The organism is Vibrio sp. qd031, from assembly GCF_002100145.1.
Taxonomy (GTDB): Bacteria; Pseudomonadota; Gammaproteobacteria; order Enterobacterales; family Vibrionaceae; genus Vibrio.
This window is the reverse complement of sequence record NZ_JXQD01000002.1, coordinates 156,322-177,615: the sequence shown is the minus strand read 5'-3', so window position 1 is coordinate 177,615 and position 21,294 is coordinate 156,322. Positions and strand designations below refer to the sequence as shown.

The following is a 21,294-nucleotide window of genomic DNA, read 5'->3' as shown; positions in this document are numbered from 1 at the left end:
AGGAAAGCTGTAATTTCAGCAGTTATCTTTGTGATTTCGTTAATTCTGATGATTTTGAAGGTATTTGACTCTGGGGGGATTCTATTACTTTTCTTGATGACAGGTGCTTTTTTTACTACGTGCATTCAAGTCATTATGCATTTCACTGGGTACAAGAAAGGCGATGTATATGAAGTGTTTCATGATGCGGCAAATATTGAAGCAGAATCATTAACCAACCTGGTCACAAAGAAGGACGATAAGCATAATACAAGGTGATATCTCTGTTTATCTGTACAGCTTGAGGTCGCCGTAACACGCATTTCTGTAAAAATTTAAGGTGCTATAAATCGGTAAAGTTTTTGACCATAATGCGATTCTGTTGTATCTAAACTGCCAAGCGACTTTGCCACTTTTAAGAACGAGTTTTCAATTCATTTGGTCTAACCAACACAGGGTTCATTGCAGTTAAACGATTTATTGCCCGTTTTTGCGCCGTTCGCTTCGGAGCTCTCTTACTGCGGGCTCGCTTTTGCTGTTGCTCAAACTCTTCTTGCTTTTGCTGTGCAAATTTCAATACATTACCTAGTCGTTTGTTATCAACGATCTGTGTTTGATCAACGTCTTCGAGTTTGTCGAATATTTTAAAAGTCAGCTTCCGCTCGCCATATTGGATGGCTATGCGACCGTCTGGGCAATCGAGTACTTTCACTACCTCTCGCGCTAATCGAGTGTTTTCTTCGGTAGCATCAATGAGGTAGACCACTTTATCGTATTGTAATGTCAGAGATTTAGACAGCTTTCTTGTTTCTTGCCACGAAAAAATATCGTCGAGTTCGTCTGCGGTTTCTCTGATAGGTCGATGCAGGTTATTGGGGTAGTTTGGGGCTTTAGCAAAGCGTGTATTAAAGTCGTCGATGAAGTAGGGCAGCCATGCATTGGCTTGCTCTATGGTATTGATATTGTGAAGCCGCATTTCCTTTACCAATCTATCCTGGAGAGTTTTGTTGGCGCGTTCAACACGACCTTTGGCTTGCGAGCTGTTAGCGCATATCAGCTCAATACCAAGATCACGCAAAACTCGACCAAACTGGGTTATGCCTACACGCCTGTGCTGCTCTTGGCTAACGCGAAATATAGAGTGTTTATCGCTGTAGAATGCGACAGGTTTACCGTGCTTATCGACATACTCTCTGGTTGCCATCATGTAATCGAACGCTGACTCCGTATCGCTGAATCTCAGGTTCATTAAGCGTCCGGTAGCATCATCGATATACACAATGAGACAGCATTTAGGGCTTCGTCCTTCGAACCAGTCGTGATGAGAGCCGTCAATTTGAACCAGTTCACCTAGGCAGTCACATCGATAGCGTGGCTGATAGATGCGAGGCCTACGCTGAGAATGTGGCACCCAGAGGCCATCGGAGATCATCCATTGACGTAAGGTCTCGTTGGAGACAGGTAAGTTATGAGTTTCCAATAGCTTTTCTTGTGCTAATGTTGGGCCAAAATCCGCATAGTGCTTTCGCACAATGGCCAAGATAGTCTGACTGTAATCACTTGAGGTTCGATTATTACTCGGTTTACCGCGAGACCCATGAACGAGAGCTGCTGCGCCAAAATCTCGTAAGCGGTTCATGAGGCGCTGTACTTGACGCTCACTTAAATCAAGAAGTTTGGCGGCATCTTTACGTCGTAAGCGACGCTCACAAACATCATTAACCACTTTGTATCGGAACAAGTCTTTGTCACTCATAGGCACCAACATCCCAATGTCCCTTAATCGAGTTCACATAGGAATGAGGCTAGCGGTTAAACTCAAAAAGGTGACATTTTAACTTTTCTAAAAAGTGACATTACTACTTTGCGCTTACAAGCCTTATGCGCATAATCTATCTTAGGTTGCATTAAGAAATGAAAGGAGAACCGCCCTCTAACGCATTGATTAATCGAGGGTTTTTCTCTTTATCAGACAGCAAGCCATAGACGACATTTTGATCGTCTTCTTCCAGTAAATCGCAAATCTCAAAAGCAAGCTCCCAATCCATTTGTGAGCGGCCTTTTCTATAGTTGCCAATCCGAGAGGTCGTAATACCGAGTTTTTTCGACAATTGGTAATCGGTAGTCAATTCAAATTTTGCTTTAACCCTGTCCAGTAGGGCGTTTGTGTAGTTCAGCATCATTTATTCCTCACGGCGATTTCTACAAAATTGTAGTACTAAAGCTACCACTTTTCATTAAGGTCTTGAGGTTGCCGCATAAAATATATTGCCTTATTGTCTGTTTTGTACTCGATTTGAGACAAAACAAGCGCTTGCGGAGGCGATCAAAATGTTAAACCCAATCAATCAGCGAGAAATTCTCGCGCCTTATCACCAGATAGTCGATTTATCCAACCATCCCGAATTTGACGAAAACAAGCTTGCGAACAGCCGCGAAAAAGTGGCTAGAGCGCTGGCGTGGGTGCGCGCTAAAAAAGCACAGCCTAAAGCCAAATTTAATCCTGCCAGTTTTACGCGATAGGGGGCTGTTATGGGTGTTCAATTGAAACTTGGGAAAAAGCACGTCAGCACAAAAAATGTAAGCCTTACGCCCCTTAGTGGAACGTTGATCTGTTATGAGAGGACGCGAGAACGTAAAGGCCAAAAGGTAGCCATGAAGATGCTACTTTCTGATTTGCGGAGGGCAAAGCGAGACGATGATCTCGTAAGTAGTTTTGAGTCTGTAGAAGCGTTGTCGTGGGTGTTGGGGAGTCGGCTTGCGGCGTTTGAACTGCTCAAAGGGATTGAGTATAAGGATTTTGAGTTTGTTGGGTCGTGGAAGCTTAGAGATAGGCTTAAGGCATTCCATGCTAGTAAGGGGGGTGCATAACATGGCAACCGTCGAGCTATATTCAAATGCTAATTGTATGCCTACGGGGCAAGAATTACCGCGCGAATTCCATCCTAATTTTTATCGTGCATTGGCTGAGTGTGAGCATGTAGCGGGGCGCGAGGCGTCTTTTGTCTCTCAAAACGTGGCCATTGTTCCTTTCAGTAAAGATTTACGTTTGGTGGTGATGGTATGAAAGCAATTGGCAAAATCAAGTTAGAGCTTACTAATGATCGTGGTGATTCATTCCGAATCCGAAAAGCTAGTGAGCTAAAAAAATTCCCTTATGAACCCGAAACTTGCTATTTCGTGAGCGTTTACGATTCATGCGGTTTCCTTGCTCAGTTGCCGTTATCGGTTGCAATGGCAACGGGGGTTCTAAAGTGATACCGTGTTCATTCCGCGAGCAAAAAGATGAAGCGCCCCAAGCGGGCGCGGATTCTTCCATTATCATGCTTGCGAAACAATCCCCTAAATCGGGCTTAAGCGATGAAGCGCTTTTGTGGTCATTGGGGGCGATAGACTCCCCAGTGATAACCCGAAGTTTAATTGAAAACAACATTACCGCCTGTCAGGGCGGTTTTTTTGGTTCGTCAAATGATTGGATGGAAGATGAAGCGCGCAAGTTACACGCCGCTGATCAAGTACACTTTCACCGCACCAAATCAGCACGCGCAGCGGTGGCCGACACGGCCACAAACAATAGGCTTGTCCAAGGGCGCAAAAGTCCGACAGCGGCACAAGTCGGATTTAGGCCGCACATAGTATCCATGATTGAGCGCAATCGTGGCTCTAAGATGGGTTATCGCCAAAAGCAAACCACGGTTATCGGTGAAAATAACGATGACCAGTATTCGATTAAGGCCGCGCAGCACCATACCCGCGCATATTTGATGCGCCGCGATTGGTCGAAACAAACAAAATTGCAAATTATCAATCATCCCGCGCCAAGTGACGCCCCCGAAATAAACGTTGGTGAACGTTACACCGAATCACTGACCACGCGAGCGGTTAAGAAAATCTTTGAATCTGGCGCGTATGTCGCAGAGTGCCAAGGTGGGTTTACCACTTTTTTGACGTTGACGTTTACCACTGAGCAGCGCGAGCGATTGTTTGGCGGTGAAATGACAATAGGCAGTGAGGTGAGTCGATTTCTAGACGGCGCAAAAAAGATGTATCAGCGCGGTTGGGTGGCCGAGGTCGGCAACAAAGATTTGATCACTGATACTGTCATGGAATCCGTACCCGCCAAGGAAAGTGATTTTCATTACTTGTGGGTTGCAGAGTGCCCCGCCAATGTTGACGGCGAGCCTAATCCCCACGTTCACTTATTGTTGAATTGGCAGGTAGAGCCAAAACATTTCCAATCGTGGTCGCAACGCCTTGAAAATCTATGGGGTCATGGGTTCGCCAAGCTTGAGCGCATTCGACACGGCCAAGGCGCAGCCAAATATTTGCTTAAGGCCGTTGGCTATGCCGCAAAAGGCAAAAACGCCGACCAAGGATTGATTAAGGGCAACCGATACAATATTGCACGTTGTTCGCGCGCGCCGTCTTGGGAAGTGCTCGCGTCTTTTGAGGTCGATAACATGGCCGCAATTATCAAAGAATGTGGTTATAAGTTGGAGCAGTGGAAAGCGCCATTTATGCGCCAAAAATCCACGCTCAACTGGCTAAAGAAAAAGGCCAGCGAGGCTAAAGAAACCAAGCAATATAAAAAACTCAATGCCTTGAAAAAGAAAGTAGAGGCGGCAGAGCAAACCGCACTAATCAACCGTGAAAAAATTAATGAGCGTGGCGCGCATGCGTCCAGTTTAAACCCGTTTTCAATAACGTTTGAGGGTGAGAGCAGCACCGAAAAAATGGATTCGTTTTTGGTGTGGGCAGCGGGTGCGCGTGGGTGGTCAATGGTCGGCACTGAAAGCACAGGTGATCATAAATCTGGCGGGCAAGGTTTGCAGCCGTTGCAGTTGGAAGATATACGCATTGATGCGGTGAACCAATATTACCAAGAGCATGAGCGATTTTTATTGCGCCGTGCGTCTTGGCAAGCCCAATTAAATCAGTCACGCCCCGAAACATTCACGATTGAAGAAATCGAACGCATTGAGGCCGATGTTATGGCCGATTATTTCAGCTATCAAGAAACAGTAAGTCAGTAAGGGAAAACGATGGAAGCAAAGCAAATCATTGGCGAGTTAGAGCAGCAAGTCAAATCAATGAGCAAAAACTTAATGTTAAAGCCCGCCAGTACTCCAATGCGGTTGTGTGTTGCTTGGATGAAAACCGTTGAAGAACGTTTGGCAAAAATGGAGGCGGCAAACGATGGCGAGTAAGAACCCCATCAAGGGATACATAAAATGCACGATGCCCGATTGTGATCAGGTGGGCACGGTTCACGCCGTAGGTGAACATAAGATTATCGAAACAGGCGAACCGCCCAAAAATAAGCGCAATATTGGCCGCTTGTACTTCAATTGTCCAACGTGCGGGTGTCAGCAAGGCAAGGGTGAGCAGTTTCAAGCGTTCATTAAAGACAATATGCGTGAGTCAAAAAGTGATTTAGGCGAGCCAAGCCAATCAAATCAGGGCTTAAACGTGAAAGTTGAAGCCGAAGTGAAGCCGAAACAAGCCGCGCAAATAGCCGAAACCGAAACACCAAAACCGAGTGAATCCACTCAAAAAGCATGGGTTAAGCCGTTAATTATGGCGTCCGTGTCTCTCGTTTTAATTAGTGTCGTTTATTACTTTAAAGGAAGTCAAAACAATGGAACAACAGCAACAGCAAGCAATTGATCAATTAGCGGGTATTGATGCCGCTAATCAAGCCGAATACGAGCCAACATTTAACGCCGCAGAGGATGAAACTGAGTCGGGTTCTATGCCCGCCGTACAGGTTGAAGCATTATGCGGGGGTGTTGATTTTGCCTTAAGCCTTGGTGAATCGACCATTTCAATGGCAAGTGGTGTTGATTTTAAATTTGATGAATTACACCGCGCTCAATTCGTTGAGTCATGTGCCCCGTTACTAGAAAAACACGGCCTTAAATGGCTTGAATGGTGGGGCAAGTACCACGCAGAATTTGCCGTTGCATTAGCGGGCGGTGGTTTGGTGATGTCGTCAGTTGCCACAATCAAGCGCCTTAAGGTGGAGCAAGCCGTAAAAATTCAGCTTATGGCTAAGGCGGCAAATGATGCCATGAAGCCAGAAGATAGCGAATTGACCGAGGGGGAAAGCGATGGTGAAGCCGAAAGCAAAGCCGCTTAAGTTACCAACGCCAACCAATGCCAATCAGGCTTTAAGCCCAGAACATACCGTTTATGTTGCCACAACGGGCGGGGGGAAAACTACCGCAATCAAGCGCCTTGATATGATTAAAAAAGGCGCTCAAGTGGCATTTTTTGATCCCTACTCCAACTATTCGGGCAAGTTTAAAGGGCAGCAAGTGCAAGCGTTTACTGAGTTTGCGCCGTTCTATGCGGCGTTGATTGCTGGTCGAAAGAAAAAGGCAGGGTTTAAGGTGGCGCTTAATGTGCCCGCTACACTCGAAAACTTTGAATTATTCGCTCAATTGGTGTGGTCGGTAGGTAATGGCTCAAATGCTTTGCTGCATTGCGTATGCGAAGAAATGGCAACCATCATGGAAACCAACCAAAAGCTTAACGGCAGGGCGGGCGAATTGTGGCGTGGAGGTCGTCAATTCGGGCTTGTGATGCATGCTTTGTTTCAGCGCATGCAGGAAGTGCCCAAAACAATCACAAGCCAATCGGCAAAGTGGTGGGTTGGCGGTTTGGCGGGGGCAAGTGATGCAAAAGCCATTGAGCGAGAACGCGAAATTGATGCTAGTCAGCTAATGAAGCTGAAAACGGCGCGCGATAATGGCGGCAAGGCACAATATATCTACAGTGAACGGGTGGGAGAAATCACGAAACAAGGGGAAATTGATTGCCGAAAATAGGCGGTTTAGCCTATTAGGCTAGGCGGGTAGGCTATTAGCTTACACCGCCTTTTTTTGTGCTTGAAACTCGCCCAAATTGTACCCCAGTTAACCGCGCCGTGGTGGCGCACTTCTCAACTATGCAGGGGCATACAATGAAACTTGATAAAAAAACCATGTTACCGATTGCCGTCACAGCGGTGGTAACAATTGTCGTGATTGCGGCAATTAACAACGTTGACGCACTAGAAAGCGTTAAAAAGCAACTTAACGGCGATAAAGGTTGGTTCTAATTATGGAAATGATGAATACAGCATTTAACCCGCGTCCTAAAGAGCTTGATCCGATTGAGGGCGCAATGTGGGGCAGTCAAGCAACGCAGCGTTTACCATCTGGACCAACTTATCAAAGCATTGAATTTGTAACCGATATTACAGATCCAACGGATATTGAGCGCGTGATGGTTAAGCACAACGGCAAAGAAATCATCAATGTAACGGGTGAAGATTTGGTGGCATTCCAAAAACACCGCAAGCAATACGTGAAAGCGGGTCGTTACGTGATCCCGTTTGGCGATATTTCGCTACGCACTAAAGCGGGTGTGCGTACTGGTGAGCTTGTCACGCTAAACGGTGAGATTTGGATGATTTACATTCAACTCAAGTCAAAAACAGCGGGCACGGCAGCGCCAAGCATCAAAGCGCGAGCGCATACCACGGCGTCACAATCTACACGCATTTACATGCCACGTTTGTACTCTTTGACTTGGTATGCAAGTGCCGCAGGTCGTACACCGTTCGATTTTGCCGAGCGTTCACCGTACCTATCGCTAAAGCGTATGCACTTCAAAGATGATTCAATTCAGCGTGTGCGTGTCCTACGTGACAACCGCGAAGAAATGAACGTGAGCGCAGAAGATAACGCTTTTGATTTGGCGGTTGCTGATCTTGAACAGTCAGAAGGCTATTTCTCACTAGATTTCGTGCGTACTGGTTTCGGTGTTGAGGGTCGTTTACCGACCAACGCAGTGAGCCAATTGCAATTTGAGCTTGATAAAACGCAAGCGGGTTCTGTGCCTGTTGTTATCGAAGCCATTGAGCAAGTCGGGCAAATCGCAGCAGCGGCATAAAGGGGGCTTTTATGCAGTGGTTCGAAAGCATTTTAGAATCAGGCGGCGAGCTTATCGGTGGCGCGGTTGACGTTGTTGGCGATGTGGTGAACAACGTTGGTCAAGATTGGTTGGGCATTAAGCTTGGCTATGAGGCCGAGCGCGCCGACAGCGCAAACCCAGAGTCCAATCGTGATAATCAAAATGACTACCAAGAGGCCAACGGCGCGCCAGTTCAAGGCAGCGCGGGCACTCAATCAAACACGCAATTGTATTTGATTGCGGGTGTGGGTGTTGCGGTCGCAGCGGTGGCGGCAATGGTTTACATGAAAGGGGGTAAATAATGCCCTTTGCAGTATTTCCATTGTTGGCGGCGTTTGGTGTTGGCATTGGCGGCGGCTTTTGGTTGTCGGACGGCGTTAACGATGCCAAATGGCTCTTAATTCTTGGGGCGATTATGTTTGTTGTCCTTAAGGTGATGGTGTGAATTTATGTTGCCTGGTCTAAGTACGTTAACCAATAGCGGCACAATGCCGATTAGCGGCGGCGATGCACACAGCGGCAGCGCAAACCAAAATTCATCAGGCGTCAATGTTGGCGGTATTTCGATGGGTGGCGGTGGCCTCCCAACATGGGCGATTGTGGCAATGGTTGTTGTGGTCGCTTATGTGGTGGTTAAAAAATGATGTGCGTAGCCAATAAAGCGCAAGCATTGCGTGAGTTGGTGAAAGCGTTTCGAGCATGCCCGCACGAATTTGCAGAGATGCAAGCGGGTATTGTTCGCGGTGAGGTTTGTCTTTATCGCATTAAAGCTGCAAAGCACGATTTGTTTGTGGCGGCAGAATATGAAAAGGACACGCTTTTTTTGTGGGGCGTGTCAGGGGTCGGGCTTCAGTCTGGCATTTTAGAATTAAAAAATATTGCACGGCGGGCGGGCTTAACCTATTTGGAGGCGGTAACGCATTTCCCCGAAGTGGCGCGGCTTGCCCGCCGTTTTGGTACGCAAAATGGTGATCTAAGTTCGGCTGTGCAGTCTTTGAAATTAAAGGTTTAAACGATGGGCGGTAAATCCAGTTCGAGCAGTAACACAACGGCCACGAATACCACGGGGCAAAATGCCATTGAGGGCGACAACAACGGGGTCGCGCTAAGTGGCATTAATGATTCAACAGTCAATGTGACCGCAACCGACCACGGCGCGGTGAAAGGTGCGCTTGAGTTAGGCGGTGAGTTGATTTCAGAAGTGGGCAACATTCACGATAAAAATATAGATTTTGCCAGTGATGTGACCAAACAAACTACCGACTTTGCAGCGGGTGCAATTGCCAATAACACCGAATTTGCAGGGTCAGTACTTGAGGAATTCAGTTCTAGCAACAGCGAAAATCTAAACATGTTGGCGGGCTTGTCTGGCAGTCAAGCGGCGCAAAACAGTGCGAATTTAGATGCCGTGATGGAGCTTGCGAAATTCCAAAATGACGGCGGGGAAACTGAGAACAACAAAACGCAATTGATAGCGATTGTGGTGCTTGGTTTGGTTGTGGGTGCAGTGGCCTTTAAGGCGGTGAGCAAATGAACATTGAATTTTTAGCAGGTGAAACCAAGCCCGTGACAATGGATGGCAATTGGATTCACGTTGAAGCGTCACAGGGTGATCTTGTTTTTCAATTTGAAACGGGTGAAACCGTCTCGCTAAAAGAAACCGCCGTTTATGACCGAAACAAGCCGATAGGCCGTGTTTTGATTACCAGTGTTTTAGGTGGCTTGGTTGGTATTGGTTATGGTCACGGCACGTATACACCGCCCGTCAAAGGGCAACAGGTGCAAGTGTCAACCATGCCAAAAATCGAAATTGAAGCGGGTCAGTCTGTGGGTGTTGATGCACTCCCAAAGGTGGAAATCGCGGCGGGTCAATCCGTTGCCGTGGAATCTCTGCCAAAGGTCGAAATCGAAGCGGGTCAATCCGTTGCCGTGCAATCTCTGCCAAAGGTAGAAATTGAATCGGGTCAATCGGTGGCCGTGCAATCTATGCCAAAGGTTGAAATTGAAGCGGGTCAATCGCTGGCCGTTCAATCTCTGCCAAAGGTAGAAATTGAATCGGGTCAATCGGTGGCCGTGGAAGTATCGGCGCAATTGGTAACGGGTGAAATTGATACATTTCCCGCCACGATTGCGCTCAATGCAACGCGCAAGAAAATCATTTTAAAGGCTAATACCATCAATGTTGATTTGGTGAAAGTAGGGGCTTTTGAGCTAGAAGCGGGTGAGTTTGTCGAGTTAGAAACTACCGCAGAAATTAATTTAACCGCCGTAACGGCGGGTGACAAAATTCAATATATTGAGGTGTAACAATGTCTATTTTACCAATGGGAAGTGATCGCAACAAAATCGAAGAGCTTGAGCGACTAGTTGCCGAGCTTGGCGCGGGCAGCGGTGGCGGTGGCGGTGAGGGCTTAGGCTATCGCGTGGCGTTTCCGTATAACTGGGGTTATTCGTCTGATATGTACAACGATAAAGCCGCAGGGCAATCTGGAAACAGCCGACCAGATAACGAGATTGTGAGTTCGTTTTTTCGCTTAAATAGCAATGTAGAGCAACAGCGAATTAACTTTTACGGGGCAGCGCAAGGGATTCTTGCAGATTCCCCATATTCGCAATCAGCCGCTTATCACGCAGTTCATTTTTATACCCATATATTTATGAAAGGCGGGATTTACGATGATAATTTTTACTCGTTAAAATCTGCTTTCCCAACTGATAAATCTATTTTACGTGTGCGTTTCCATATGGGTGACAATGGCTCTAGTGCGTTTATGGATTGCAAGTTTGTGCCGAATGAATATAACGACACGTTCGATTTTTGCGCCTCTTCTTTAGTTACCTATGTGTTTGATAATCAATCTTTTTCGAATCCCGATGATAGTGATTTCATGATCTCGTTTACATTGGTGAATGAAACAGCAGAAGAGGAAGTTGCGCTAACTTCTGAGACTGGCGCACGGGCTCGCGGCATTAGTGGCACGATGCACATCGCAGATTATGAAGTTGTGCCGTACATACCAACCTAATTAGGGAGTGAGTCATGGATTTACGTTTTGCGATGGTGTTAATTGCGGCTTTATTGGGGTTTAAATTTATGGAAAGTAACTTATCTACAGTGCGCGGGATTCGCAACAATAACCCGCTCAATATTCGAAAGGGTAACGATTGGCAGGGTGAAACCAGTTTTTCGAAAGATGCAGAATTTGAAAGCTTTACGCATGAAAAATACGGTTTTCGTGCAGGGGCTAAGGTGCTGCAAACCTACCAAAACAAATACGGCTTGTATTCGGTGCGTGAAATGATTGCGCGGTTTGCGCCCAGTCATGAAAACGACACGGATAATTATTCCAAGTTCGTTGCGGGTCAATTGGGCATCAGTGAAACCGAAAAATTAGATTTGGCTGATCCCGATAATATGGCGCGCATGATTCATGCAATGTCAATCATGGAAGTTGGCCGACACTACACACTAGACCAAGCCCGTCAGGGCGTGGCATTAGCTTAAACTAAGGGGAAAAGCATGTTTAAATTTAATCAGGGTTCAACGTGGCGCGGTTTGGCGCTTATCGGGTCGGTGGTTGCGGCTGTTACGGGGTACGGGCACGTTTTCAGTGCCGAAGTAACTCAATCGGGCGTGGTGCTTGGCGGTGCTGTGGGCGTGGCTGTGCCCGCTGTGTTGGGTGTCTATGAGGTGATTCGAGACGAGTTCAAAGGTGGCTAAATGGACAGTGTATTATTTGGCGCACTTCAATCGCTTGGGTTGAGCGCGCCAGATCTTATAATTGCCGCTTTGCTTGCTTGGAATCTACAGCGCCAAGGTAAAATCAGCGAAAAAATCAATGCGACCACAAGCCGATTAACTGAGCGCGTGATCGTTTTGGAAACCATAGAGGCAAGAAAGGCCAATTAATGACAACTAAACTCTGAAAGCCTCGCCAGTGTGCGGGGCTTTTTTACGTTGAAAGGCCGCGAAGTGGGCGAAAGGTTTCGCGCTAGGGTTGGTAAACGCCCAGACCGTTGCGGCTTGTTGTGCGGTGTCTCGGTAGCCTTTTGCCATTCTAGCGGCTTGCTTTTTGGCTTTAGCGTAACGCTGTGCGTCTCTGAGTTGTTTCACTTGCGTTTGCAATGCTCGGTTGTGGGCGTGAAGCAATGCTATATCGCTAAGGGCTTGCGGGGTGAGTTCGTAGCCGTCAGGGGCAATTAATACGCCTTTTTCCTCATTGATCCGAAAGCCGCGCCAACGGACATCATTTGGCAAATAGCCAATGGCTTTGATGATTAATAACTTTTCAGCCATTTCATTGGGTGGTGTGTGGCCGTTTAACCACCGTTTAACAGTAACGGGGCGAACGTGGAAGAATTCCGCGCCTGCATTGATGCTTGGAAAGTTTTGGTGAAATAGAATGTTGAATGACGTTGTAAACATTGATACTCCTCACAATATTTGCAAAACAAAATTATTTTTATTCGTCCTAGGATTCCTTTGAAAAGGACGTGTTCGGATAGTAATACTAAAGTATGAGCCATTAAAACAATTTACTGTGAATAAACCCAGTTATGACAACGATTTGTGATCTGCATCCGTCATAAGTAGTTGTTGTGCCACAAGTTTTTTAAATTGTTAATAAACCTTAGTCTTATGCGCATAATCTATCTTATGTTAAATTAGGTGAATTAATAATGAGGCAGCCTTTGCTGCCTCTTCGTTGTTCTTAAGGTTTAACCGCCTGCTAGCTTTACGGTCATCCCTTTCTTCTCAAGATGGGTTTTAATCTGTTCACGCTTGTCGCCTTGAATCTCGATAACGCCATCTTTCACTGAACCACCACAACCGCACACTTTCTTGAGCTCAGCCGCGATTAATTTAAGTTGTACGTCGTCCAAGTCTATCCCTGTAACTAAACATACACCTTTACCTTTACGTCCTTTGGTTTGACGTTGAATACGAACAATACCGTCTCCTTGAGGTCGGGTCGGCTTTTCTTTTTCTGGTGTGATTCGCCCAGACTCAGTTGAATATACTAATGACACACAATTCTCCTAACGTGCAAACTTCGCATGATTTGCATCGATAAACTGTTGGATTTTAACTTTACCACCTTTTAGCAGTTTACCGTGGAACATACAATACCAATCACCTGGTGCACCGGTGTCGTTGTTGAGTAAGTAACCGTTGTACTGTTCTTTGGTGCTCGCTCTTGTCTCAGAGGATTTGGCTAATGCAGCAAAGTTTTTAGGATCGACCATTTGCGCGGTTTGCTGCCACCAATCAATGCTTTTACACAGAGCTTGTAGCGGCCCTTTAATCGTTTGTTTCTTTATGCTGACTTCCCATATCTCTGGCGATGATTGCACCAACTTTAGGGTAAGCCCCTTATAGACTCGTTTTGTCATAATTGTACAGTTTGTCGTATAGTATATATAGTTTAAATGGTATGTTGATTTAATCAACATGGCATTCCATTACACACCGATAAATGGACGCTCAATGCGCAAAAAGATTGTACCGATCACGGATTTAGACCTAAAAAACCACCTTATCCTAAAGTTTTCCACTGCCATAGAGTTGAGTGATTTTCATCAGCTAACTAAAAACCAATATTCTCATAACTCGGCGTTATCAATGGTTAACGATTGGAATGACTTTGTTGTATTTTGCTCAAGCAAACGAGTTGCTGCTCTACCCACTTCATCCACTGCTTTGCGTTTGTATATCGAACGTCAAACACAAACTAAACGTTATTCTACAATTAAGCGTAGTGTGATCAGCCTATCCGTTGTGCACCGTTTTCTAGGCTTTGCAGATCCAAGTCGTCATCAGCAAGTGCAGTTGCTGATGCGGAGCATGCGTCTGACCAAAGAATCTCGGCCTCACTCAGCAACTGCGTTAACACAAGCCCACATTAAAATGCTGGAAGTCACTTGGAATCTTGAACAATTGAAAGCGTTAAGAGACATAGCCATTATTAGAACTATGTTTGAATGTGCGTTAAAACGTGGGCAGTTGTGTGCTTTAACCACAAGCGACGTAAAGAAAAACGATCAGGATAGTTACAGTGTAACTATCGGCGGTGAGGTATATACGCTTAGTGATTCCACTAGCGCAATGGTCCATCGTTGGTTTGAGTTATCTGGTATCGTTGAAGGGCCGGTATTTAGGAGCGTCGATCGTCACGGAAATATCGGCATTGAGCCACTCGACGTATCTTCTGTTTACCGTGTATTTAGATTGGCATCTCAAACACTCGGTTTACAAATCCATTTAAGTGGACAGTCTCCGCGCGCTGGCGCAGCTAAAGAACTGTCGGCTCAAGGCAAGAGTTTAAAAGAAATACAGCAGTTTGGTCGATGGCTTAGTCCCGCGATGCCTGCACATTATATTGGAAATCAACATATTGCAGACAATGCGAGACTGACGTTTAAGTCAATGAAGCCTTGGTTGACGTAATTCTTATTAGATATTAATGCTATTTGGTTGTTTTTTTCACGGCTGAGACAATAGCGCTATTCAAAAACTCTGGAAAAGAGTCGCCATTTGCTTCAAGCATTTTAGGGAACATCGATATTGGGGTCATCCCTGGGAAGGTATTCACTTCGTTTAGATAGACGTCGCCATCTTCAGTCAGAAAAAAGTCCACTCTAGAAAGATCTTTCAATTTCATTTGCTTAAACACGGTATGAGTGTAGCTTTGCATGAGTTGAACTTGTTGTTCCGTGATGTTTTGGGCGCGGATATCGGTGGTGGAATGGCTATCGGCACTGTACTTTTCATCATAGCTATAAAAGGTATCCGCTGGCGCTTTTACTTCACCAGGAAATGACACTTTTAGTTCCCCATCAAGTTCATAAGCCGCAAGCTCTATCTCTCTAGGCTTAATCATTTTTTCGATAAGCACTTGATCAGAAAAGTCAAAAGCCTGCTGAATCGAGCGTTCGATGTCCCTTTTATTGGTGACAGGGTAACAGCCAACGGACGATCCTTGGCACGCGGCTTTAACAAATAGCCCGCCCCATTCAGAAAAGGCTTTATGCGCCTTAGCGATATTTTCTTGGTTTAGCTCACTAATGAATAAATACGGTGTATTTGCAACGCCCAACGCGTCATACCAAAGCTTGGATGAAATTTTGTTAAAGCTTAATGTACTTGCTTGCGGTCCGCATCCAAGGTAAGGGATCTTAGCCAACTCAAGGAGAGACTGAATATCACCCGTTTCACCAGGATAGCCATGAATACAAGGAATAACATAATCTACGTGTTTACGTAGCGAATCGGTGACCAACTCTTGGCTGTGGATATCGAGGTAACATTCACTGTTCCCATTAATGATCCAACCCGACTGAGTGATCTCTACCATCGATACATGGACGTTGGGCAATGTGTCTAAGTTGCTTTTGATAAAGTTGGCAGAAATTTGTGAAATTTCATGCTCAGACGAACCTCCACCGAAAATAAGTAGAGTGTGAATAGAGTCTAGTTGTTGCGTTGATTGCTGTTGCATCGCTTAGTTAGCCTAACTTGCTGCATTCCATTGTAATTCGCCCATTGTGCCAAAACGATCTGCTTGGTTAAAGGCTCTATTTGTTCAAGCGCCTGTCAATTAACCAATTTTAACGGGTTGATTACTTAATTTGAACGACGTCAGGCGAATCTGAGTTAGTGATTCGTTTCACGTTACGGATGTAAGGTGCACTAATGCCCATTTGTGCCGAGACTTCGGCTGCGCCTTTTTGTGCTAGCAAGAACGTATCATATTGACCAACGAGCACGGCATACATGCGCTTACCATTAACGTTCTTAGTGTGCTTCCAAACTGGCTTTATGGTTGGAATGGTTTCTACATAATTGTTAAAACGCTCTTGACTGTCAAAGGCGGCGACTTGAATGGTGTAGCCGACGAACCTTGCATTCAACTCAGAATTTTGAGTCTCTTTTGCTGCGACTTTCTCGACAACAACAGGTTCTGGCTCAACGGCAGCTACGAGTACGGGGTCAGGCTCAGTATTTACTGGTGCTTCAGTCGCGTTTAGCTCTACGGGCGCTTCTGCTAGGGTAACTTCTTCCACGTCTGACATGACTGGCGAAGTAACAACTTCCCTATCATACTCTTCTTGGTAAGAGTCCACTTTTACATCAGTCGCAATCTGCCCAGTTGAGCAGGCGGTCAACGTTAATAAAGCGGCGGTAGAAAAAATCTGTTTCATATTCAGTACACGTCTAAAATGAGATCTCCAAATGATGCCGCTCTGGCGTGATATTATCAAGAACTTACCGCAACATTTTTAACACTAAACGTGAACTTTTACGCAAAGTTGTGCGCTAATATTGTTTAGCATGGATAAATACCCCTGATTTGGTTAAGGAAGATCTTTTTATGTCCGATTTGAACGCGCTGTTTTCCCCCTCTTCAATCGCTGTGGTTGGAGCAACTGAACGACGTCAATCCGCGGGCAATATAGTTTTTCGGAACTTGATCAACTCTGGTTACAACGGGATCATTCTTCCCATTAATACCAAAAGACGATCAGTGTGCGGTGTATTAGCCTATTCTTCAATTGATAAAGCCCCTATCGTTCCTGAGTTGGCAATTTTATGTACACAATCGAAATACAATCCAGCTCTTATCGAAGAATTGGGTTCTGCGGGTGTTAAAGCCGTTATCATTGTCGATAGCCAAACCTCGCAAGAGTCTCAGGAAATAGAGTTAGAATTGCTAGAAAGTGCAAAGCGTTATGGTATGCGCATATTAGGGCCTAACAGTTTGGGTTTGATCTTACCTTGGAAGAATCTCAACTTATCTCTCTCTCCCATTAGTGCGCAGCAAGGTAGCCTTGCCTTTGTATCGCAATCTGCAGCGATATGTTCAACAGTATTAGATTGGGCTAAAGATAAGCAAATTGGCTTCTCAGCGTTCGTCTCAGTGGGTCGAGGTATTGATATCGATTTTGCTGATTTGCTCGACACACTCGCACTCGATAGCAAAACCAGAGCGATTTTGGTGTACGTGGACTCTATTGTCGACGCAAGAAAGTTTATGTCTGCCGCGCGCGCAGCATCGCGAAATCGACGAGTGCTTGTTGTTAAAGGTGGCCGAAGTCCAGAAGGTGCGCTTGCGGCTAGTCGCCATAGTGGCCTCCCAAATACAACCATGGATGTAGTGTTTGACTCTGCAATAAAGCGCTCTGGTATGCTTCGTGTCCATAATACTCACGAACTTTTCGCGGCGGTAGAGACATTGACTCACTCTGTTCCGCTTCGAGGCGAACGTTTGACCATTGTAACCAACGGTGGGGGACCGGCAATAATGGCGGTTGACTCGCTGTCGGACAGAGGCGGAAAGTTGGCTGATCTCTCTGTCAAACTTCAGCAGCGTTTATTGTCGCTTAACGTGACAGAAGCGAGCAATCCGATTGATTTAGGGGGCGATGCGACTGCTAAGCGCTATGTCGATACACTCACCGCTCTTATGGACAGTGAGGAAACCGATGCCATTTTGGTGATGCACTCCCCGACTGCAGTCGTCGATCCTTTAGATCTGGCGACGCAAGTGCTCGATGTGGTAAAGGCTCACCCGAAACGAAAAAGGTATAACATACTCACCAATTGGACGGGCGAGTCCTCTACCGTCGGCGCGCGCAAGAAGATCAATGCGGAGGGCATTCCAACATATCGTACACCCGAAAGCGCCGCTGTCGCTTTTATGCACCTTGTTGAGTACCGCCGTAACCAGCGTCAACTCATGCAAACCCCCAGTTCTTTAGAGGGTATTTCTGCTGAAGAGAAAGTTAAGGCCGAACAGTGGCTAAACCAACAAATCTCAAAAGGTGATACCCACCTAGGGCCTCATACCGCAGCAGAATTATTTACCCATTATGGTTTTGACGTATTGCCTACGTGGCATGTCAAAGACGCTTTACAGGCATCGGAAAAAGCAAGTGAAGTTGGCTTTCCCATTGCACTAAAAATCCAGTCTAAACAATTGTCCAGAAAATCAGATGTGCATGGTGTTCAACTTAACCTGCGTAGCCAGCAAGAGGTGTATGAAGCGGCGACTACCATGTTGCAGCGCATATCCATAGAGCACCCTGACGCGCTTGTAGACGGGTTAATTGTGCAAGCGATGGCGCCACGCGCTGGAGCAATTGAGCTAAGAGTAAGAGTGTTTACTGATCCGGTTTTTGGTCCTGTGATATGCGTTGGGCAAGGAGGTCGGCAATGGGATGTTGCTAGAGACGCTAGCATCGGTTTGCCTCCTTTAAATCAGGCATTAGCGCGATACCTTGTAATTGGTGCGATTCAAAATCGTCATCTACCACAGCCCCAATTCCCCAACGCGTACGACATTGATACTCTCGCTGAGTTCTTGTCAAAACTGTCGCAAATGATCATTGATTGCCGTGCTATCGAACAGCTGGATATTCATCCAGTTATGCTATCAGGCAAGCAACTCACTATTGTCGATGCCGATATTCAACTGACTTTACCAGGAGATCGAGCTAGAGCAAGGTTGGCTATACGCCCTTATCCTGTCGAACTTGAGCAGTCCGTTGAACTTAAAGATGGCCGCAAAATATTGTTGCGCCCCATTCGCCCCGAAGATGAGCCGTACCATGGTGAATTTATTGGGCGAGTCTCTAAAGAAGATCTGTATAAACGATTTTTTACTGAGGTTGGCGAACTAAACCACGAGGCGCTAGCGAATTTAACTCAAATCGATTATGACCGTGAGATGGCGTTCATTGCCGTTACGGCAGATGAGCATAATCCGTCTATCATTGGTGTTTCTCGGTTGCTGGCAGAGCCCGACAAAAGGAGTTCAGAGTTTGCAGTTCTCGTACAGTCTGACCTTAAAGGGGTTGGGCTAGGACGGTTATTAATGGAAAAAATCATCGATTATGGACGCGAAAACGGCATTCAAGAAATAACAGGTATGACGATGCCGACCAATAGAGGCATGATCGGCCTATCGCAGAAACTTGGCTTTGATGTGTCAGTCGATTTTGAAGATGGCACTGCCGATATGCGTTTAACGCTGTAACTGTCGCGTGTAATTACAGTGTTTTTGGCCACATTTTAGGCATTTGTTGGGTAAGCCAAGTCTTGGCCTTGCCCATTTGGTCCCTTTTCCAAAATAGACCCAATGCAACCGTTTGAGGTGGAGTATCAGAAATTGCCTTCAATACACCGCGCTCAATTAAAGGCTCAGCCACAGAGTTCGGTAAAGTGCCTATTCCGAGCCCACTGCTTAACGCATCGACTTTGGCACTAAAGTTACTAACGGTTAACCGGTCTTGTTTGTCGAGAATATTGATGCTCTTGGTCGGCTTAGACCTCGCGGTATCGGCAATAGCAATGATGCGATATTTTCGCTGCGCTTCTAAGTCGAATATACCACTTCGCTTGTGAACATAGTGATCGGCCGCCGCCACCCACACCATGTCAATGGCACCGATTGGCAGCATTTTATATTGCGGGTTATCGACGTTAATGACAGGCGTGACCAAAAGATCAGCTCTGCCCTCAGAAAGGGACTCCCAACTTCCTGCGAGGATCTCTTCTTGAAATTTTAGCTGAGTGGCCGATTTTTTTGCCAGTGCATCCACAAGTGGAAAAAATGTTTTTACTGGAACAATACCATCGTAGGCGATGGTTAAATCGAGCTCCCACCCATTGGCAATGGCACATGCCTCATCCACCAATTGATTGGCAGCACTGAGCAGTAAACGTCCTTTTTGAAGCAATAGCGTGCCTGCTTTGGTTAACTTAGCACGATGCCCTGAGCGGTCATATATGACAATATCTAACTCTTGTTCCAGTTTTTGTATTTGATAACTTAATGATGACGGAACGCGGTCGAGTTCTTCTGCTGCAGCGGTAAAGCTACCTCGTCTGTCTATCGCATCAATAATATGCAATGCTTCAAGAGTGAGTGGTGTGTTCATCCTTGCTCGCTTTAATTATCCTAATAAGTGCCTAGTGTATCGCTAAAAAAACAAAAACGCCCAGTAAATACTGGGCGTTTAGCAATTGGACTTAAAAATGTGTAAATAAAAGTTATTTGTCCGCTTTTTTTTCTTCTAATAGCATTACTATAGATGCAGTAATAAACGCTAAAATTAACGCGAGTTCCATTGGTTTCCCCTAAAATAGTGCTTTATCCAGCATGCATAAAGCTAACTCGCGATTATTATACGATACAAATTAAGTGCTAAACATTGATACAGGTTCAAAATTGCCAATTATTTCAATTTATTTAAGATTGTTACGCGTTGCTGTAACCATTTGGGTTTTGAGACTGCCATCGCCACGTATCTTCGGTCATATCCTGCAAAGTTCGAGTTGCGGTCCACTCTAACTCTTTGGTGGCTTTTTTAGGATCTGCCCAACATTCTGCAATATCCCCTGCCCGACGCTCAACAATTGTGTATGGCACACTTTTACCACTTGCTTGTTCGAAAGCTTTGACCATGTCCAATACACTGCTGCCGTTGCCTGTGCCGAGGTTGTAGACGTGTAGTCCTGGTTTCGAGCCAACTTTATTGAGTGCACTTAAGTGACCATCTGCAAGATCCAGTACATGGATATAGTCTCGAACGCCTGTGCCGTCAGGCGTGTTGTAGTCATTACCAAATACCGATAGAACCTCTCGCCGCCCTACTGCAACTTGCGAGATAAACGGCATTAAATTATTTGGGATCCCATTAGGATCTTCCCCTAATAACCCGCTCTGATGACTACCCACTGGGTTAAAGTAGCGAAGCAGCGTAATGCTCCAATCCGGGTTTGCTTTTTGAAAATCCGTTAAACACTCTTCGACCATCAATTTACTTCGGCCGTATGGGTTGGTGGCAGAGGTTGGAAAATCTTCGGTAATCGGCACAGATGCGGGATCGCCATAGACCGTTGCCGAAGAACTAAACACCAGTGAGTGCACGTCACTTTCGCGCATGGCGTCTACCAGCACAAGGGTTCCGTTGACGTTATTGTCGTAATACTCTAACGGCTTTTCGACGGACTCTCCGACGGCTTTAAGGCCAGCAAAATGAATGACAGAGTCCACGTTATGTTCAGTCATTGCCTTCACCAAGGCGTCCCTATCACGTATATCGCCTTTAACAAATTGTGGCGCAGTTCCCGTCACTTGTTGAATGCGATCAAGAACTTTGGCATTACTGTTATAGAGATTGTCAAAAATGATTGGAGTGTGGCCAGCTTCTATTAGCTGTATGCATGTATGGCTACCAATGTAGCCCATACCGCCAGTGACGAGTATATTCATTGTGTCCCTATCCGTTGCAAAAATGTCGGCAATGTCTCATCAAACCCTACACACTGGCAACTGCCAATGCTAGTGTAAA

General features: G+C 45.9%; 31 protein-coding genes. 22 read left to right on the top strand and 9 right to left on the bottom strand.

Annotation, left to right across the window (positions count from 1 at the left end):
- Positions 1-394: 394 nt before the first annotated feature.
- Both ST37_RS01820 and ST37_RS01815 read right to left on the bottom strand, forming a co-directional pair.
- Entirely contained in the window at positions 395-1,735 is a 1,341-nt protein-coding gene (locus tag ST37_RS01820) for an ISNCY family transposase (protein WP_143698096.1), read from the bottom strand.
- A gap of 151 nt (positions 1,736-1,886) precedes the next feature.
- Positions 1,887-2,159, bottom strand: a complete 273-nt coding sequence (locus tag ST37_RS01815; RefSeq protein ID WP_172400910.1) for a transcriptional regulator — start codon at positions 2,157-2,159, stop codon at positions 1,887-1,889.
- Between the two features lie 151 nt (positions 2,160-2,310).
- Between ST37_RS01815 and ST37_RS01810 the strand changes: the two genes are divergently transcribed.
- The 20 genes from ST37_RS01810 (at position 2,311) to ST37_RS01725 (ending at position 11,848) form a co-directional block, all read left to right on the top strand.
- The gene (locus ST37_RS01810) at positions 2,311-2,502 is read left to right on the top strand and encodes a hypothetical protein (protein ID WP_084883116.1); all 192 of its coding nucleotides are present in this window, start codon (positions 2,311-2,313) and stop codon (positions 2,500-2,502) included.
- Between the two features lie 138 nt (positions 2,503-2,640).
- Positions 2,641-2,850 (top strand): hypothetical protein, encoded by a 210-nt coding sequence (locus ST37_RS19665; RefSeq protein ID WP_143698095.1) that lies wholly within the window; start codon positions 2,641-2,643, stop codon positions 2,848-2,850.
- A 1-nt stretch (position 2,851) separates the two neighbouring features.
- Positions 2,852-3,046, top strand: coding sequence for a hypothetical protein (locus ST37_RS01800; RefSeq protein ID WP_084883111.1), 195 nt, complete (start codon positions 2,852-2,854; stop codon positions 3,044-3,046).
- Between the two features lie 187 nt (positions 3,047-3,233).
- Entirely contained in the window at positions 3,234-5,012 is a 1,779-nt protein-coding gene (locus ST37_RS01790) for a hypothetical protein (protein WP_084883106.1), read from the top strand.
- Between the two features lie 9 nt (positions 5,013-5,021).
- Positions 5,022-5,186, top strand: a complete 165-nt coding sequence (locus tag ST37_RS19910) for a hypothetical protein (protein WP_172400909.1) — start codon at positions 5,022-5,024, stop codon at positions 5,184-5,186.
- Positions 5,176-5,646 (top strand): hypothetical protein, encoded by a 471-nt coding sequence (locus ST37_RS01785; protein ID WP_143698094.1) that lies wholly within the window; start codon positions 5,176-5,178, stop codon positions 5,644-5,646. Before ST37_RS19910 ends, ST37_RS01785 begins: the two co-directional genes overlap by 11 nt.
- On the top strand, positions 5,618-6,118 hold the full coding sequence (locus ST37_RS01780; RefSeq protein WP_084883103.1) for a hypothetical protein: 501 nt from the start codon (positions 5,618-5,620) through the stop codon (positions 6,116-6,118). Before ST37_RS01785 ends, ST37_RS01780 begins: the two co-directional genes overlap by 29 nt.
- Positions 6,119-6,221: 103 nt before the next feature.
- Positions 6,222-6,809 carry a hypothetical protein gene (locus ST37_RS01775; RefSeq protein WP_242426185.1) on the top strand — a complete coding sequence of 196 codons (588 nt, stop codon included), beginning with the start codon at positions 6,222-6,224 and terminating at the stop codon, positions 6,807-6,809.
- Between the two features lie 134 nt (positions 6,810-6,943).
- A complete protein-coding gene (locus ST37_RS19905; protein ID WP_172400908.1) occupies positions 6,944-7,081 on the top strand; it encodes a hypothetical protein in 138 nt (45 codons plus the stop codon).
- 2 nt (positions 7,082-7,083) lie between these two features.
- A complete protein-coding gene (locus ST37_RS01770; protein WP_084883098.1) occupies positions 7,084-7,917 on the top strand; it encodes a major capsid protein P2 in 834 nt (277 codons plus the stop codon).
- 11 nt (positions 7,918-7,928) lie between these two features.
- A complete protein-coding gene (locus ST37_RS01765; RefSeq protein ID WP_084883095.1) occupies positions 7,929-8,240 on the top strand; it encodes a hypothetical protein in 312 nt (103 codons plus the stop codon).
- Positions 8,240-8,383, top strand: a complete 144-nt coding sequence (locus ST37_RS19900; RefSeq protein WP_172400907.1) for a hypothetical protein — start codon at positions 8,240-8,242, stop codon at positions 8,381-8,383. The genes ST37_RS01765 and ST37_RS19900 overlap by 1 nt, the downstream gene beginning before the upstream one ends.
- A gap of 4 nt (positions 8,384-8,387) precedes the next feature.
- Positions 8,388-8,582, top strand: coding sequence for a hypothetical protein (locus ST37_RS01760; protein ID WP_084883093.1), 195 nt, complete (start codon positions 8,388-8,390; stop codon positions 8,580-8,582).
- Positions 8,579-8,950 (top strand): hypothetical protein, encoded by a 372-nt coding sequence (locus ST37_RS01755; RefSeq protein WP_084883090.1) that lies wholly within the window; start codon positions 8,579-8,581, stop codon positions 8,948-8,950. The genes ST37_RS01760 and ST37_RS01755 overlap by 4 nt, the downstream gene beginning before the upstream one ends.
- 3 nt (positions 8,951-8,953) lie before the next feature.
- A complete protein-coding gene (locus ST37_RS01750; protein WP_084883087.1) occupies positions 8,954-9,472 on the top strand; it encodes a chemotaxis protein in 519 nt (172 codons plus the stop codon).
- Positions 9,469-10,245, top strand: coding sequence for a hypothetical protein (locus ST37_RS01745; protein WP_084883085.1), 777 nt, complete (start codon positions 9,469-9,471; stop codon positions 10,243-10,245). Before ST37_RS01750 ends, ST37_RS01745 begins: the two co-directional genes overlap by 4 nt.
- Before the next feature lie 2 nt (positions 10,246-10,247).
- Positions 10,248-10,964 carry a hypothetical protein gene (locus ST37_RS01740; RefSeq protein ID WP_084883082.1) on the top strand — a complete coding sequence of 239 codons (717 nt, stop codon included), beginning with the start codon at positions 10,248-10,250 and terminating at the stop codon, positions 10,962-10,964.
- A gap of 14 nt (positions 10,965-10,978) precedes the next feature.
- A complete protein-coding gene (locus ST37_RS01735; RefSeq protein WP_084883080.1) occupies positions 10,979-11,443 on the top strand; it encodes a structural protein in 465 nt (154 codons plus the stop codon).
- 15 nt (positions 11,444-11,458) lie between these two features.
- Positions 11,459-11,659: a hypothetical protein gene (locus tag ST37_RS01730; protein ID WP_084883077.1), complete on the top strand. Its 201-nt coding sequence runs from the start codon at positions 11,459-11,461 to the stop codon at positions 11,657-11,659.
- Positions 11,660-11,848 (top strand): hypothetical protein, encoded by a 189-nt coding sequence (locus ST37_RS01725; protein WP_084883074.1) that lies wholly within the window; start codon positions 11,660-11,662, stop codon positions 11,846-11,848.
- Between the two features lie 6 nt (positions 11,849-11,854).
- Here the strand turns inward: ST37_RS01725 and ST37_RS01720 are convergent, their stop codons facing one another.
- From ST37_RS01720 to ST37_RS01710, 3 genes are all read right to left on the bottom strand, one after another.
- Positions 11,855-12,364: a DUF3653 domain-containing protein gene (locus tag ST37_RS01720; protein ID WP_084883072.1), complete on the bottom strand. Its 510-nt coding sequence runs from the start codon at positions 12,362-12,364 to the stop codon at positions 11,855-11,857.
- 293 nt (positions 12,365-12,657) lie between these two features.
- Positions 12,658-12,969, bottom strand: a complete 312-nt coding sequence (gene yciH, locus ST37_RS01715) for a stress response translation initiation inhibitor YciH (RefSeq protein ID WP_084883069.1) — start codon at positions 12,967-12,969, stop codon at positions 12,658-12,660.
- Positions 12,970-12,978: 9 nt separating this feature from the next.
- Complete coding sequence (locus ST37_RS01710) at positions 12,979-13,332, bottom strand: DUF3319 domain-containing protein (protein ID WP_084883464.1); 354 nt, start codon at positions 13,330-13,332, stop codon at positions 12,979-12,981.
- Positions 13,333-13,426: 94 nt separating this feature from the next.
- Between ST37_RS01710 and ST37_RS01705 the strand changes: the two genes are divergently transcribed.
- On the top strand, positions 13,427-14,386 hold the full coding sequence (locus ST37_RS01705) for a hypothetical protein (protein ID WP_084883067.1): 960 nt from the start codon (positions 13,427-13,429) through the stop codon (positions 14,384-14,386).
- Between the two features lie 19 nt (positions 14,387-14,405).
- Here the strand turns inward: ST37_RS01705 and ST37_RS01700 are convergent, their stop codons facing one another.
- Both ST37_RS01700 and ST37_RS01695 read right to left on the bottom strand, forming a co-directional pair.
- Entirely contained in the window at positions 14,406-15,437 is a 1,032-nt protein-coding gene (locus ST37_RS01700) for a D-alanine--D-alanine ligase (RefSeq protein ID WP_084883064.1), read from the bottom strand.
- 121 nt (positions 15,438-15,558) lie between these two features.
- On the bottom strand, positions 15,559-16,140 hold the full coding sequence (locus tag ST37_RS01695) for an SPOR domain-containing protein (RefSeq protein ID WP_084883062.1): 582 nt from the start codon (positions 16,138-16,140) through the stop codon (positions 15,559-15,561).
- Positions 16,141-16,310: 170 nt separating this feature from the next.
- Here ST37_RS01695 and ST37_RS01690 point away from each other — a divergent pair, with 170 nt between their 5' ends.
- Positions 16,311-18,974: a bifunctional acetate--CoA ligase family protein/GNAT family N-acetyltransferase gene (locus ST37_RS01690; RefSeq protein WP_084883059.1), complete on the top strand. Its 2,664-nt coding sequence runs from the start codon at positions 16,311-16,313 to the stop codon at positions 18,972-18,974.
- Positions 18,975-18,987: 13 nt separating this feature from the next.
- On the opposite strand, the gene ST37_RS01685 is transcribed toward ST37_RS01690, so the two are convergent.
- Complete coding sequence (locus ST37_RS01685; protein ID WP_084883056.1) at positions 18,988-19,878, bottom strand: LysR family transcriptional regulator; 891 nt, start codon at positions 19,876-19,878, stop codon at positions 18,988-18,990.
- Positions 19,879-20,198: 320 nt separating this feature from the next.
- Positions 20,199-21,215, bottom strand: a complete 1,017-nt coding sequence (gene galE / locus ST37_RS01680; RefSeq protein ID WP_084883053.1) for a UDP-glucose 4-epimerase GalE — start codon at positions 21,213-21,215, stop codon at positions 20,199-20,201.
- Between the last annotated feature and the right edge of the window lie 79 nt (positions 21,216-21,294).

Excerpts from the sequence above, each read along its gene's own strand:
- ST37_RS01820 (WP_143698096.1), bottom strand. The coding sequence starts at position 1,735 with ATGAGTGACAAAGACTTGTTCCGATACAAAGTGGTTAATGATGTTTGT.
- ST37_RS01815 (WP_172400910.1), bottom strand. The coding sequence starts at position 2,159 with ATGCTGAACTACACAAACGCCCTACTGGACAGGGTTAAAGCAAAATTT.
- ST37_RS01810 (WP_084883116.1), top strand. The coding sequence starts at position 2,311 with ATGTTAAACCCAATCAATCAGCGAGAAATTCTCGCGCCTTATCACCAG.
- ST37_RS19665 (WP_143698095.1), top strand. The coding sequence starts at position 2,641 with ATGCTACTTTCTGATTTGCGGAGGGCAAAGCGAGACGATGATCTCGTA.
- ST37_RS01800 (WP_084883111.1), top strand. The coding sequence starts at position 2,852 with ATGGCAACCGTCGAGCTATATTCAAATGCTAATTGTATGCCTACGGGG.
- ST37_RS19910 (WP_172400909.1), top strand. The coding sequence starts at position 5,022 with ATGGAAGCAAAGCAAATCATTGGCGAGTTAGAGCAGCAAGTCAAATCA.
- ST37_RS01785 (WP_143698094.1), top strand. The coding sequence starts at position 5,176 with ATGGCGAGTAAGAACCCCATCAAGGGATACATAAAATGCACGATGCCC.
- ST37_RS01780 (WP_084883103.1), top strand. The coding sequence starts at position 5,618 with ATGGAACAACAGCAACAGCAAGCAATTGATCAATTAGCGGGTATTGAT.
- ST37_RS01775 (WP_242426185.1), top strand. The coding sequence starts at position 6,222 with ATGATTAAAAAAGGCGCTCAAGTGGCATTTTTTGATCCCTACTCCAAC.
- ST37_RS19905 (WP_172400908.1), top strand. The coding sequence starts at position 6,944 with ATGAAACTTGATAAAAAAACCATGTTACCGATTGCCGTCACAGCGGTG.
- ST37_RS01770 (WP_084883098.1), top strand. The coding sequence starts at position 7,084 with ATGGAAATGATGAATACAGCATTTAACCCGCGTCCTAAAGAGCTTGAT.
- ST37_RS01765 (WP_084883095.1), top strand. The coding sequence starts at position 7,929 with ATGCAGTGGTTCGAAAGCATTTTAGAATCAGGCGGCGAGCTTATCGGT.
- ST37_RS19900 (WP_172400907.1), top strand. The coding sequence starts at position 8,240 with ATGCCCTTTGCAGTATTTCCATTGTTGGCGGCGTTTGGTGTTGGCATT.
- ST37_RS01760 (WP_084883093.1), top strand. The coding sequence starts at position 8,388 with ATGTTGCCTGGTCTAAGTACGTTAACCAATAGCGGCACAATGCCGATT.
- ST37_RS01755 (WP_084883090.1), top strand. The coding sequence starts at position 8,579 with ATGATGTGCGTAGCCAATAAAGCGCAAGCATTGCGTGAGTTGGTGAAA.
- ST37_RS01750 (WP_084883087.1), top strand. The coding sequence starts at position 8,954 with ATGGGCGGTAAATCCAGTTCGAGCAGTAACACAACGGCCACGAATACC.
- ST37_RS01745 (WP_084883085.1), top strand. The coding sequence starts at position 9,469 with ATGAACATTGAATTTTTAGCAGGTGAAACCAAGCCCGTGACAATGGAT.
- ST37_RS01740 (WP_084883082.1), top strand. The coding sequence starts at position 10,248 with ATGTCTATTTTACCAATGGGAAGTGATCGCAACAAAATCGAAGAGCTT.
- ST37_RS01735 (WP_084883080.1), top strand. The coding sequence starts at position 10,979 with ATGGATTTACGTTTTGCGATGGTGTTAATTGCGGCTTTATTGGGGTTT.
- ST37_RS01730 (WP_084883077.1), top strand. The coding sequence starts at position 11,459 with ATGTTTAAATTTAATCAGGGTTCAACGTGGCGCGGTTTGGCGCTTATC.
- ST37_RS01725 (WP_084883074.1), top strand. The coding sequence starts at position 11,660 with ATGGACAGTGTATTATTTGGCGCACTTCAATCGCTTGGGTTGAGCGCG.
- ST37_RS01720 (WP_084883072.1), bottom strand. The coding sequence starts at position 12,364 with ATGTTTACAACGTCATTCAACATTCTATTTCACCAAAACTTTCCAAGC.
- ST37_RS01710 (WP_084883464.1), bottom strand. The coding sequence starts at position 13,332 with ATGACAAAACGAGTCTATAAGGGGCTTACCCTAAAGTTGGTGCAATCA.
- ST37_RS01705 (WP_084883067.1), top strand. The coding sequence starts at position 13,427 with ATGCGCAAAAAGATTGTACCGATCACGGATTTAGACCTAAAAAACCAC.
- ST37_RS01700 (WP_084883064.1), bottom strand. The coding sequence starts at position 15,437 with ATGCAACAGCAATCAACGCAACAACTAGACTCTATTCACACTCTACTT.
- ST37_RS01695 (WP_084883062.1), bottom strand. The coding sequence starts at position 16,140 with ATGAAACAGATTTTTTCTACCGCCGCTTTATTAACGTTGACCGCCTGC.
- ST37_RS01690 (WP_084883059.1), top strand. The coding sequence starts at position 16,311 with ATGTCCGATTTGAACGCGCTGTTTTCCCCCTCTTCAATCGCTGTGGTT.
- ST37_RS01685 (WP_084883056.1), bottom strand. The coding sequence starts at position 19,878 with ATGAACACACCACTCACTCTTGAAGCATTGCATATTATTGATGCGATA.
- galE (WP_084883053.1), bottom strand. The coding sequence starts at position 21,215 with ATGAATATACTCGTCACTGGCGGTATGGGCTACATTGGTAGCCATACA.